Raw genomic sequence first — 13759 nt, 5'->3', positions numbered from 1 at the left:
AAAAAAATTACCATTTTAAAAAATGAAAAGATGTGCAGAAGTGAAAAAGTCATCTGCTTTTTTATATATTTATTGGAAAAAACAGATGTTTCTTTTATAATTGAAATGCTCCATCAGTCCGATTATGTAAGGTTTTTTGACCGTAAGGAATTTGTAAGTAATGAGTAAGAAAAAAGAGATTTTTATATTATATAATATTTATTACAGCTACTTTTAACACCTGATACTAATAGTATGCTATAATGTGAATTAGCAACATAAAGGAAAGGAATTAGACCAATGACATTAGAAAATACTAAAAATTTAAAAAAACAAGTTGCTCCGTATGAAAAATCAACGATTAAAAAAAGTGTGTGGCAACTTTTTAACACAATTGTGCCATTCATTATTTTATGGTACCTTGCTTATAAAAGTTTGTCCGTTTCTTATTTGTTATCAGTAGTTCCATCTCTGTTAGCCGCTGGTTTTATGACGCGAATTTTCATTATTTTTCATGATTGTACTCACTATTCATTCTTTAAAAGCCGTCGTACAAATAGAATAGTAGGGACATGTATGGGTGTTTTAACTTTATTCCCATTTGATCAATGGGGGCATGAACATTCTATTCATCACGCTACAAGTGGTAATTTGGATAAGCGAGGTACAGGAGATATTTGGACACTTACTGTGGATGAATATGCAGCTGCGCCACTTAGACTTCGTTTAGCATATCGCTTATATCGCAATCCATTCGTTATGTTTGGATTAGGGCCGATTTATGTTTTCTTGCTTAAAAATAGATTTAACCGAAAAGGTGCTAGACAGAAAGAACGTATGAATACTTATTTGACGAATATTATAATCGTTGCTTTAGTAGCTATACTTTGCTGGGCAATTGGATGGCAATCGTTCCTACTAGTACACGGTACGATATTCTTAATAGCAGGTTCAGTAGGGATTTGGCTGTTTTACGTACAGCACACATTCGAGGATTCTTATTTTGAAGAGGATAAAGATTGGGAATATGTGAAAGCTGCAGTGGAAGGAAGTTCATTCTATAAACTTCCAAAAATCTTGCAATTCCTAACTGGTAATATTGGATTCCATCATGTTCATCATTTAAGCCCAAGGGTACCTAACTATAAACTAGAAGAGGCGCACAATAATACGCTTCCGTTAAAAAATGTACCTACGATTACTCTTGCTACAAGCTTGCGTTCACTTCGCTTCCGACTATGGGATGAGAAAAGTAACAATTTTGTTACCTTTAAAGAATTCAAGAAAATAATTAAAAACAATGTTTCTGTTCGAGTGAAATCTGAACTATAATTTCATTGTATATAAAAAACTCTCCTTAATCATTTTCGATGTAAGGGGAGTTTTTGTTATATATAACTGATATCGAGGACGTGGAATACTCATGTGTAGGTAATTTAAGAATACGGTAATTATATTATGTAAATAAAATGGATCATCATAATTTTTTATTATTGTGAAGGACATCGTACATATATAATGAAAAGCAGAAGGTAGATGATAGTATTGAATAGAACACATACAACGTAATAAAATAATTCTTTCAAAAGGAAAGGGAAATGAAAGATGTTGAAATTACAAGGAAAATACAATGAAGCGAAAGTATTTACGAATAACGTTGATGAGACTGCGACTGGGCAGATTATTGATCTTTGTAACCAAGAATTCGTAAAGGATAGTCAAATTCGTATTATGCCAGATACACATGCAGGAGCAGGTTGTACGATTGGGACAACAATGACAATACAGGATAAAATTGTTCCTAATCTTGTAGGAGTAGACATTGGGTGTGGAATGGAAGTTGTTGTGATTGATAAGAAAAAAGAAGAAATTAATTTCGATTGTTTAGACGAAACAATTCGTAAATTTGTTCCAAGTGGTTTTCGTATCCGAGATAAAGAACATCGATTCTCAAAAATGATTGATTTTGATGGTGTGAAGGCGCCATATACATTACAAAGAGCTCAAAAAAGTATAGGTACTCTTGGAGGTGGAAATCATTTCATTGAATTAAATGAAGATGAAAAAGGGAATGTATATATTGTCATTCATAGTGGTTCTCGTAATTTAGGTAAACAAATAGCAGAGTATTACCAAAACTTCGCATATGAACAATGCATTGATGTTATATCAATGAAAGATGAGATTATTAAGAGATTAACTGAAGAAGGGAGAGCAAAAGAAATACAAGAAACTTTACGTGGAATTCAGAAGCCTAAGATTCGTAAAGAGCTAGCTTATTTAGAAGGGCAAGGATTCAAAGATTATATGAATGACATGAATATTGCCCAAAAGTATGCTGCGTTAAATCGTAAAGCAATGATGGATGAAATTGTTACGAAAATGGACTGGAAAATTACGGATCAATTTACTACAATACATAACTATATTGACATAGAAAATATGATTCTACGAAAAGGTGCTATTTCAGCTCAGAAAGATGAACGAGTCATTATTCCCATTAACATGAGAGATGGTTCAATTATTGCATTTGGTAAAGGGAATCCAGATTGGAACTTTTCTGGTCCGCACGGGGCAGGACGTATTATGAGTCGTAAGAAGGCTAAAGAATTATTGAGTCTAGAGGAATTTCAAAATACGATGACAGAAGTGTGGACTACATCAGTAGTAGAGAGCACAATTGATGAAGCACCAATGGTTTACAAGCCAATGGATGAAATTATCGAAAATACGGAAGAAACAATAGATATAAAGCACATTATTAAGCCATTATATAATTTTAAAGCGAATTAAAAGGATAAAAGACCGCACATAATGTGAAAGATATGTGCGGTCTTTTATATATAAGTATAGTATTACATGGTCTCGCTAATTTTAGTTTCACTTTGAGTGTTAGTAGCAATTCTTTTCTTAACTTTAAAGTGATAGTAAGTGTAGCAAAAGATGATAAATGGTACAGTGCAATAGATTCCAAGTCGTTGTTCAGGGATAAAGATAAGACTGATTAATATAATGCCATACAATCCAAAACCAAGAATTGGTACAAGTGGATAAAGTGGAGTTTTAAATTTTAAGTCTTCTAATCTTCCACCGTCTGCTAAATAATGTTTACGGAAAAAGAATTGAGAGACACAAATTGACATCCAAACAATGATTGTAATGACACCAGAAATTGAAATTAACCATAAGTAAACTGTTTCAGCAGCTACAACGCTTGTTAAAAGAGAAAAAGCAGAAATAGAAATTGTCAAAATTAAAGCGTTTAGAGGTATTCCTCGTGATGATAATTTCTTTAAAAAGGCAGGAGCCATTTCATTTTTTGATAATGACCAAAGCATGCGAGTTGCGGCGTACAGTCCAGAGTTTGCGACAGAAAGAACAGCTGTAAGAATAACAAAGTTCATAATATCAGCTGCATATGGAATACCGATATTATCAAATACAGCAACGAACGGACTTTTTGTTAATCCAGCTTCTTCCCAAGGAATTAAAGCAACAAGGACAAAAATTGCTAAGACGAAGAAAAACATCGTGCGCCATATAATATTTCTAATAGAACGTGGTAAAGTTTTTGCTGGATCTTCACTTTCACCTGCTGCGATTCCGACAAGTTCTGTACCTTGGAAGGAATAATTAACTGTAACCATTGTTAATAGGATAGCTGCAAGTCCATTTGGGAATAAACCGCCGTGATTTACGAAATTTGATAATAACGGGGCTGGTTCGTCACCTTTTAAATCAATAAAACCGAACATAGCGGCGCCGCCAAGGATAATAAAAGCTATAATGGCAGATACTTTTATACTTGAAAACCAAAATTCTGTTTCTGCATAACTACGAGCAGATAATGCGTTAATAGTGAAGATTGTAACGCCAAATATTAAACACCAAACCCAGACGGGAATATCAGGAAACCAGCGCTGCATTGTAATGCCGGCAGTTGTAAATTCAAGACCGGTCGTATTTGCCCAGCTTAACCAATATAACCATCCGATCGTAAAGCCAGTTGCAGGATTGATGAACTTAGTGGCATATTCTTGGAAGGAACCTGAAACAGGCATAGCTACAGCAAGTTCACCAAGACAAAGCATAACGAAATACATTAATAATCCACCAGCCATAAAGGCAAGCACGGATCCACCAGGTCCAGCTTGACTTATAATAAAGCCAGATCCGTTAAATAACCCCGTTCCAATCACACCACCGAGTGCAATCATGAATAAGTGTCTACTTTTCATCGTACGTTTTAATTCATTGTTTGTATTGTTTACTTGCGACATTGTTTTCCTCACTTTCGTAGTTGATAGAATAAAGTTTGATGTTTTCCGTATTGTGGAATGTATTCCGTGATGTGAAATCTTGTTATAATTTTCAGATAATTAAAAAGAAAAGTCAATATTTTTTTGTTTGCGCTTTCAAATTATTATTAGCGACATATTTTTATTTTTAGAAAATTGAATAAATGGATTGATTTCATTTTGAATTTTTGTTAAATTGATAGGTAATTGAGCGTACTAACATATTACAAGTCAAGTTGAGGTGAGTTATGGTACAGTCCATTGATCGAGCGATAAGTATTATAAAGTTGTTAAATTCTACTAATGAAAAAGAGTATTGGGCCATCTCTGATATAGCGGATAGAACACATCTCCCAGTTAGTACAGTACATAGATTACTTAATTCTCTAATCGAGCATGGGTTAGTTACGCAAATTTCAGAAACGAAACAGTACAAAATTGGGCCAATGTGGATGGAAATAGGATTACGTCAATTGGAGAAAGTAGATTACAGATCTGTAGCCAGAGAAGTGATGAAACGGTTAGCCTCTGAAGTGGAAGAAAGTGTGTATTTAAACATTCCAAATGGAACGCATTCTATTATCATTGAAAGAATTGATAGCCCTTTAAAAATTCGAGTTATCGATAACTTAGGGGAACAGATTCCACTTTCAATTGGTGCTGCAAACAAAACGATGCTTGCCAATATGAAAACGAATGAAATGGAGCATATTGTAGAACATTTACTTTCTTCTTTACCAGAACAAAAGCGCATTCTTTTAGAGCAAATAAAGCAAATAAGAAATGAAGGATATGCGGTAAGTTATGGTGAAAAAACAGAAGGGACGGCTTCAGTAGCTGCACCTATTATCGGATTTAATCATAAAGTAGTAGGAGCATTAAGTGTTGGGTTAATTAGTCATCGCATTAATGATGATCGACTATCTTTTCTTATTAGTAAGGTAAAACAAGCAGCTCATGAAATATCAATAAAAATCGGCAGTACATCAGAACTATAATTTTGATAACTGTCGTCATTTTTTATTCATATACTGGAATTAATTTTCATAATGCGGAAAAATAGGGGGATTTATATGTCAAAGTGGCAATCAAAAGAACAATTGATTCAATTATTAAGCGGTCTCGTTGAAATTCCTAGTATTACAGGTACAGAAGCAGAAGTTATATTGCCAGATTTTGTTGTGGAACAATTATCTGATTTACAGTACTTCAAAGAAAACCCGCATCATTTGCAAAAAAATCCGACGGGAGACGGACGATATTTTGTTACAGCTCTCGTAAAGAAAAGCGATAGTACAAAAAATACAGTAATTCTAGTTAGTCACTTTGATGTTGTAGATGTACAAGATTACGGAGTGTGGAAAGAAGATGCATTCAATCCTAAAAAGTTAACGTCTATGTTTTATTCTCATAAAGATGAACTACCAGATCATGTACGTGAGGATATAGAAAAAGGAGATTGGTTATTTGGTAGAGGAACAATGGACATGAAATGCGGTCTTGCGTTACAAATGGCAATGATTGAGCAAGCTTGTGAAGGAAGATTTGACGGGAATGTTCTTTTATTAGCTGTTCCAGATGAAGAAGTGAACTCTGTAGGGATGAGAGCTGCTGTTCCAAGACTACTAGAGTTAGCACGAGAACATAACTTGGATTATAAAACGGTATTAAATTCAGAGCCTATGTTTTCACGACACCCTGGTGACCAAAATAAGTATATTTATACTGGTACTATTGGTAAAGTGTTACCTGGATTTCTTTGCTACGGAAAAGAGACACATGTAGGTGAACCATTTGCAGGCTTAAATGGGAGTTATATGGCTTCATTAATAACAGCAGAATTAGAGTTGAATACAGACCTTTGTGATATTGTAGAAGGGGAAGCGAGTCCTCCGCCAACTAACTTACTTCAAAGGGACTTAAAGGAGGATTATTCTGTCCAAATTCCGCATCGTGCTGTTACATTATTTAATTTGTTTTTACTAGAAAAATCAATGACAGATGTCGTTTCATTGTTACGTCAAAAAGTAACAATGGTAGCAGAGAAAATAGAAGAATCATATGAAAAGCAAGCATATCGTTTTTCTAAATATAATCCGTTTATACCGCCTAATATGAAAGTAAATGTATTAACGTATGAAGAGCTTATTGCTTATGCAATTGAACAACATGGGCAAGAGAAAATAGATGATATTCAATCTAGTATAATAAATAATAGAGAAGATAAAGATGATCGTGCGGTAACGATTGATTTAGTAGATAAACTAGCTATTTTATGTAAAGAGAAGGCGCCGATGATTGTACTTTTCTTTGCTCCACCATATTATCCAGCTGTAAGTTCACGCAACAATACGTTAATTAAAGAAGTAGTTGCAGAAATGGAAAAGTATGCACACTACAATCATAACATTACATTTGAAAACCAAAATTATTTTGGAGGAATTTCAGATTTGAGCTATGTGGGCTTACAGAATCCCTTACATTCAATGAGCTCACTTGTAGACAATATGCCATTATGGGATAAAGGTTACTCGATTCCGCTTCAGGAACTAGAAGAGTTTGACGTTCCAGTATTAAATATGGGGCCGGTAGGAAAAGATGCACATCAATGGACAGAACGTTTAGATGTAAATTACGCATTTGAAACGCTATTAGATATGTTACCGAAATGCATTGAAAGATTACTTGTTTCTAATAAAATTACACAATCATAGTAGGTAATAGAGAAGAGTTAAAACTAAAATTTCAAAAGAGGATATAAATAAAATTATTTCAGTATAACCAAAAGAACGGACAAACTCAAGTATATATGAATTTGTCCGTTTATCATTTAGTGAAAGCGAGAGAGTATGTAATCCACTATTTTTTAACTACATTCATAGCAAACGTGATCTCTTTTATCGTTTTATTTTTTTGTTTGACCAGACAGCTCAATAGATTTTTGTGTACAGCGCTGCATAGCTGAAATGATGGCTGTTCGTAAGCCTTTTTCCTCTAATGTTGCTACAGCCTCTATCGTTGTTCCACCAGGAGAACAAACCATATCTTTCAATTCACCAGGATGTATTCCTGTTTCTAGTACCATTTTAGCAGAGCCTAATACAGCTTGAGCTGCGAATTTATATGCTTGATTTCTTGGCATACCGTCTAGTACAGCAGCATCTGCCATCGCCTCTATAATCATATATACGTATGCTGGTGAAGAACCACTTACTGATGTAACAACATCCATTAATTTTTCACTTACGATCTCTGCTTGACCAAAGCTATTGAAAATGTTTAGCACATCTTCTAAATCTTTTTCTGTCACCATTTCATTAGGGCATAATGCAGACATTCCTTCTCCAACAAGAGCAGGGGTATTAGGCATTACTCGTACAACTTTTAATTTCTTATCAAAAGATTCTTCTGTACTTTTGATGCTTTTTCCAGCAGCGATCGTTACGACGATGACATCGTTTTTGATTACTTCTTTTAATTCGTTAATGATTGATGCGTATAGGTCTGGTTTAATTGATAAAATTAAAATATCAGCATTTTTAGCTACTTCATTATTGTCAGTAGTCGTAGTTAGCCCATATTTTTCGCTAGCGTTTTTTAAATTCGTAGTGTTTAAATCCGAACAAATAACATGATTTGCAGACACTATCTTTTTGTTTAACATCCCGCCAATGATAGCCATCCCCATATTTCCGCATCCGATGAATCCAATTTGTTTGTCCATAATTACTCAATCTTGCTCCTTTTATAATAAATTATATCCTTTTGAAATTATTATATTAAAATAACAATAACATCTACATGCAATATAAAGAAACATTCTAAGAGAATATGTTCCTTTTTGCAACAGTAAAAGATAAAAATCAATTACATTCAACATTCTGTAAATATATACACTATCATTTAATGTTTTATATTTATGTATATGAGTTAAACTTATATCGATTTGTATTTTCATTCATTAGGATAATATTTTCATACAAATACCATGCCGCTCTATTTATTTTTAAAAATACCTCTTGACACCAAATTAAATTATATCGCATAATATAAAAAATTAAACCGAAAATCGTTGAAGGGAAATAGTACATATGTCTTCTTGCGAAAGAGAGTGGAATTCACCGGCTGAAAGATTCCTCGTATAGAATATATCGAACCTATCTCTGAGTCTTAAATGAAAGTTTAGGCGTTCGCCTGCGTTATAGGCGCCAAGTGGATATCTATGTATATCAATTAAGGTGGTACCGCGGAACAATGACCGTTTCGTCCTTTTTATTTTATTAAGGGCGAAGCGGTCATTTTTATTTTGCTCTTAAATAGGCTAGGTGCAGCATTGGTGAGAATAGAATCACTGCAAGCCGAATGAATAAAAGTGTAATCTATAAAAAACTTTGATTTTAGACTTGGGGGATATAAAAGTGAAAAAACAACGAATTGTTGTAAAGATTGGGAGCAGTTCCTTGGCAGATAGTCACGGAGGAATTTCTAAAGAACAACTTTCAGATCACGTTGCCGCATTGGCTCGATTGAAAGAAGAAGGGCATGAAGTTTTGTTAATTACATCTGGCGCCGTGGCTGCAGGTTTTTCTGCTCTAGGCTATCCTAGCAGACCTGTGACAATTAAAGGGAAACAGGCTGCTGCGGCTGTTGGACAAAGTTTGTTAATGCAGGCGTACACGGAGGAATTTCGTAAATATGGCATCGTTACTGCGCAATTATTGCTGACGAGAAGTGATTTTTCTAGAAAAGAACAATATAGTAATGCTTATGCTACTTTAGGAGAGTTACTAAACCGTTCTGCTCTTCCAATCATTAATGAAAATGATTCCATCTCATTAGAGGAGCTGACGTTTGGTGATAACGATATGCTGTCAGCTTTAGTAAGCGGGCTTGTTTCGGCGGATATGCTAATGATTTTTACGGATGTGAACGGTTTGTACGACAAAAATCCTCAGAAAAATGCGGATGCGAAAAAGTATTATTTCCTTCCTGAAGTTACAGAAGAAATCGCTTCTCTTGCAGGAGATGCTGGGTCCAAACTTGGGACTGGCGGTATGAAATCAAAAATTGATGCTGCGAAGACGGCAATTTCTCTTGGCGTGAGTGTATTTATCGGAACAGGGCGTGGACAAGAGAAATTTGTAGATGTTTTAAAGGGCAAAGGTGATGGAACATATGTCGGAAATGCTCCTCAAAAAGAAATAAAGATGAACAAGCAATGGATCGCTTTGCATTCGATTGTTAGCGGACAAATTGAAGTAGACGCTGGAGCAGCTACTGCTATCATTCAGCATGGTAAGAGTCTTCTTCCTGCTGGCGTTACAAATGTGTCAGGATTTTTCAAAGTTGGCGATGTCGTAGAAGTTATGACGCAACAAGGGCGCGTCATTGGAAAAGGGCAATGCACATATAGTGCTGAGGAACTAAGAGATGTAAAAGGTATGCAAAGCCAAGAAATTCAAGCAAGAGGCGATAGGCATAATTATGAAGTCATCCATAGAGATTATTGGGTTTCACTTTAAGTATAGTGATGTTAAAAAGGAGGAAATAAAAATGAATGAAGTGTTGGCAAAGGGGAAAAAAGCGAAAGAAATTGCTAGAGAACTTGTACTAAAATCTACAAATCAAAAAAATGAAGCACTTGCTGCCATTGCGGATCAATTATTAGTAGAAACAGCTTATATATTAGAGGAAAACAAACGGGATCTAGAAGAAGGTAAGGAAAAAGGATTTTCTGATTCACTCCTAGATCGTCTAATGCTGAATGAACAGCGTATTATTGATATGGCAGAGGGGATTCAGCAGTTAATTGAATTACGTGATCCTGTTGGAGAATGTGTAAGTGAATGGGAGCGACCAAATGGACTATCTATTCAGGAGATGCGTGTACCACTTGGTGTTGTTGGTATGATTTACGAGGCAAGGCCGAATGTAACAGTAGATGCTGCTACAATTTGTTTGAAGACAGGAAACGCAGTAATATTACGTGGTAGTTCTTCAGCTATCAATTCTAACAAAGCTATCGTTGCTGTTATTCACCGAGCACTCAAACAAACAAGCTTGCCTCCAGAAAGTGTACAGCTAATAGAAGATACAACGCGGGATAGTGCAAAGCAGTTGTTTACATTAAACGATTACCTAGATGTTCTTATTCCAAGAGGTGGCAAACAATTAATTGATACTGTAGTGAGAGAAGCGTCTGTTCCAGTACTTGAAACGGGTGCAGGAAATTGTCATATTTTCATTGATGAAACAGCGAATAAACAAATGGCAGTTGATATTATTATAAATGCAAAAACACAGCGTCCATCTGTATGTAATGCCATTGAAACGATTGTAATTCATGAGAAGTGGGCACAGCAATTTGGTAGCGAATTGTTTTCAGCATTGAAGGGAAAAGGCGTGGAGTTACGTGGTGATCAGAAAGCACGGGCGATTGATTCTTCAATTGTACTTGCTTCAGAAGAAGATTGGGGTACAGAATTTTTATCACTCACGCTGGCAGTGAAAGTAGTTTCTTCTATAGAAGAAGCGATTCATCACATAAATACGTATGGATCTATGCATTCTGAAGCAATTATTACAGAAGACGAGGAAAACGTCGGTAAATTCTTCACAGCTGTAGATGCGGCTGCACTGTATCATAATGCATCAACTCGTTTTACTGATGGATCTGAATTCGGATTCGGCGCAGAAATTGGCATCAGTACACAAAAGCTACATGTAAGGGGACCGATGGGACTTCCTGCATTAACTTCTACAAAATATGTGATTCGTGGAAATGGACAGATTCGATAATAATAATAAAAGACACTCAATTACCTTGGGTGTCTTTTATATATTTACCATACAAATAGTCCAACGAGCATAGCACTTAATAAGGATACAGCCATTCCGCTAACAAGAAGCTTCCAAACATTTTTACCGATTATGGATGATTTTTCTCCGCCAAATAATGAATTGTAAGTTCCGTAAATCATACCTACTGTACTAAAGTTAGCAAAAGAAGCTAGAAATGTCGTTGCAACCGCAATCGTATGTGGTTGTAACGACTTTAGATTCGATTTTAAATCCATCATGGCAACAAATTCATTCGTCGTTATTTTGATCCCCATTAATTCAGCTACATACATAGCATCATTACCTGATAAACCGAGTAAGAAAGCAAAGGGACTAAAAATAATAGAGAAGATTTTTTGTATTGTTAAACCTGATACGACAAAGCTTAATAGCCCATTTAAACAGGCAGTTAATGCTACATAACCAATTACCATAGCTAAAATAACGATAACCATATTCATCCCGACTAACATACTGTTTGAAATAGTAGAAAAGAAATCTTTTTTTTCATCTTTTGAAGGTGTATATACGACATCATCTTCTTTCGTAACTTCCACAGGATTTAATACATTGGCCAAAATTAACGCGTTAATACAGTTTAAAGGGATTGCGCTGAAAATATATGTTGCCGGAACCATTGATAAATAAGCACCAAGAATGGATCCGCTAACGCTACTCATACTCATAATTCCAAAAGTTAATAAACGATTTTCTTTTAAAACAGATAATTGATCACGGACAACGGCAAGTGCTTCAGTGTTTCCTAAAAACATCATTTGAATCGAAAAGAAACTTTCTAACTTTGGTAAACGAGAAATCTTTGAAATAATTGCACCTACTTTATCAATAATCCAAGTTAAGATTCCAAAATAAGAAAGAATATCAAAGAACGTGATAACAAAAATGATAGGAAGTAATGCACTAAAGAAGAAATCAACAGTTTGATTTTCCATAGCGGAAGGAAATGCAAACCGAATACCTTCATTCGCACATGATAGTAGCCAACTGAAAAATGAAGCAATTTTATTAATGATAATACTGCCGAGCTTCGTGCCTAACATAAACCACGTAATAAAGAGCTCCAATATGATTAGAATAACGATTGGTCTCCATTTTATTTGTTTTTTATTAGGCGAACATAGGAAAACGAATAAGATTACAATGAAAATCCCTAACATATTTAATATGAAATGCATCTCAACAACTCCTTGAGAGTTATTATTTGTATATAAAAAAGCTCCTATTCTTCCTAATTTAGATTACAACGAAAAGTTATGAAGAATGTAAAAGATGTTAGGGATCCATTCATATTGTTTTTAAATACTGAAAAAGAACCATAGCAAACAAGCGGGTAGAATTGAAAGTTTTTTAAGTAACGAGTAGAAAAGGGAAACTAATAACTAAATCCATTTCTAAATTGTTTAGGTGAAACACCTGTATGTTTTTTAAACACTTTTGTAAAATGGCTCTGGTCATGGAAATTTAATAGTGTAGAAATTTCGGATATAGAATGTTTTGTGTAGTTCATTAAACTTTTTGACTCATCAATTTTAGCGCGCTGTATATATTCGCCTAGTGACATTCCAATTTCTTTTTTGAAAAGGGAAGATAAATAACTAGGATTTAATCCGACTATTTCTGCAAGTTGAGATAGTGTAATTTCTTCGTAAAGATGAGTAAATATATAATTTTGACATACGTTAATAGGTTTTGAGTGTTTTTGCATCGTTCCATTCTTTACTCGTTCAGAGAACTCAAGTAAAGCAGTCTCCAAAAATGGGGAAATGGCTTCACTTTTATTTATCTCTTCGAGTTTTTGAATAAATAAATCACTGAGTGTATATGCGATTTCAGGAAATAGTCCACCATCTATAGCTGATCTTGTCGCAAGTGTAATTGCTGCGATGGCAGAGTTTTTCTGGCTGCGCAAGTGACTTGTTTTTGACAACACCCCAAGATCTCCTGATTCAGGTAGACTCCTTAAATTTTTAATTAAATCATCTTTTTTTCCCTGCTTAATACATTCAAATATTTTTCTTTCAGCTTGAGGGTCAATATGAGTTAATGTACTTTGACGTTGCGTCGATATATGTATATCGGGTTGTTCAATTTCAAATTCTGTTTTTTTTACTAGTATATTTTTTTGCAGAATATCAGCAATGTCTAATTTTTGTTGATACAACATGTAATATAAAATCATACTTACATTAATAAATTTCAAATTGCTTAAAACGGGGAGGGATTGATAATATTGAATCATTTCCTCTTTGTTTATTTTTAGATGAAGATCATTTATGAGACCTTTAATGGAGGCTTCCGATAGTCTGGAATAAAGTACGGGTCCAACGATAATGTTCCCACTAAGTTGATCATTCAAGCGTAAGTTAATGGAGAAAAAATTTTCAAGAAAAGAAGTCTCTTCTAGTACTGGAAAATTATAAGCGGAATTTTCTTGGAATAGTTGATTACATAACTGCTTTTTTGAAGAATAGAAAGGGTGCTGCTGAAAATTAGGCGAGATTTCAAATGCCAAATTTCCTTTGTTATCAATAAAGAAGATAGGTGTTTTATGTATGTCAAAGACTAACTTACAAATATAATATAAATCTTCTAGTTTGGAGCAATTCATGATTTTAACCTCT

General features: G+C 34.6%; 10 protein-coding genes and 1 other annotated feature. Of the genes, 6 read left to right on the top strand and 4 right to left on the bottom strand.

The features are described from left to right. Nucleotides 1–279 precede the first annotated feature (279 nt). Both desA and MR115_RS03335 read left to right on the top strand, forming a co-directional pair. On the top strand, nt 280–1311 hold the full coding sequence (gene desA / locus MR115_RS03340; protein ID WP_242239884.1) for a Delta(5) desaturase DesA: 1032 nt from the start codon (nt 280–282) through the stop codon (nt 1309–1311). A 273-nt stretch (nt 1312–1584) separates the two neighbouring features. Next, nucleotides 1585–2772 (top strand): RtcB family protein, encoded by a 1188-nt coding sequence (locus tag MR115_RS03335; protein WP_242239881.1) that lies wholly within the window; start codon nt 1585–1587, stop codon nt 2770–2772. A gap of 62 nt (nt 2773–2834) precedes the next feature. On the opposite strand, the gene MR115_RS03330 is transcribed toward MR115_RS03335, so the two are convergent. After that, the gene (locus MR115_RS03330) at nt 2835–4259 is read right to left on the bottom strand and encodes an amino acid permease (protein ID WP_242239879.1); all 1425 of its coding nucleotides are present in this window, start codon (nt 4257–4259) and stop codon (nt 2835–2837) included. Between the two features lie 266 nt (nt 4260–4525). Between MR115_RS03330 and MR115_RS03325 the strand changes: the two genes are divergently transcribed. Then, entirely contained in the window at nt 4526–5275 is a 750-nt protein-coding gene (locus tag MR115_RS03325; protein ID WP_063259450.1) for an IclR family transcriptional regulator, read from the top strand. A gap of 75 nt (nt 5276–5350) precedes the next feature. Further along, on the top strand, nt 5351–6991 hold the full coding sequence (locus MR115_RS03320; RefSeq protein WP_242239877.1) for a M20/M25/M40 family metallo-hydrolase: 1641 nt from the start codon (nt 5351–5353) through the stop codon (nt 6989–6991). A 191-nt stretch (nt 6992–7182) separates the two neighbouring features. Here MR115_RS03320 and proC read toward each other — a convergent pair whose 3' ends face one another. After that, nucleotides 7183–8001: a pyrroline-5-carboxylate reductase gene (gene proC, locus MR115_RS03315; protein WP_242239874.1), complete on the bottom strand. Its 819-nt coding sequence runs from the start codon at nt 7999–8001 to the stop codon at nt 7183–7185. A 339-nt stretch (nt 8002–8340) separates the two neighbouring features. Next, nucleotides 8341–8551, top strand: a binding site (T-box leader). Between the two features lie 144 nt (nt 8552–8695). Between proC and proB the strand changes: the two genes are divergently transcribed. Then, nucleotides 8696–9799 (top strand): glutamate 5-kinase, encoded by a 1104-nt coding sequence (gene proB / locus MR115_RS03310; RefSeq protein WP_242239871.1) that lies wholly within the window; start codon nt 8696–8698, stop codon nt 9797–9799. Nucleotides 9800–9830: 31 nt separating this feature from the next. Next, complete coding sequence (locus tag MR115_RS03305; protein ID WP_242239869.1) at nt 9831–11075, top strand: glutamate-5-semialdehyde dehydrogenase; 1245 nt, start codon at nt 9831–9833, stop codon at nt 11073–11075. A gap of 44 nt (nt 11076–11119) precedes the next feature. Here the strand turns inward: MR115_RS03305 and MR115_RS03300 are convergent, their stop codons facing one another. Both MR115_RS03300 and MR115_RS03295 read right to left on the bottom strand, forming a co-directional pair. Further along, a complete protein-coding gene (locus tag MR115_RS03300) occupies nt 11120–12313 on the bottom strand; it encodes a nucleoside transporter C-terminal domain-containing protein (RefSeq protein WP_242239867.1) in 1194 nt (397 codons plus the stop codon). Nucleotides 12314–12510: 197 nt separating this feature from the next. Further along, nucleotides 12511–13746 (bottom strand): helix-turn-helix domain-containing protein, encoded by a 1236-nt coding sequence (locus tag MR115_RS03295; protein WP_242239865.1) that lies wholly within the window; start codon nt 13744–13746, stop codon nt 12511–12513. Nucleotides 13747–13759: the final 13 nt, after the last annotated feature.

Source organism: Bacillus cereus group sp. BfR-BA-01309 (assembly GCF_022664315.1).
Lineage (GTDB): Bacteria > Bacillota > Bacilli > Bacillales > Bacillaceae_G > Bacillus_A > Bacillus_A mobilis.
Note: the sequence above shows the minus strand (reverse complement) of the source record. Positions and strands in the feature narration are given on the sequence as shown.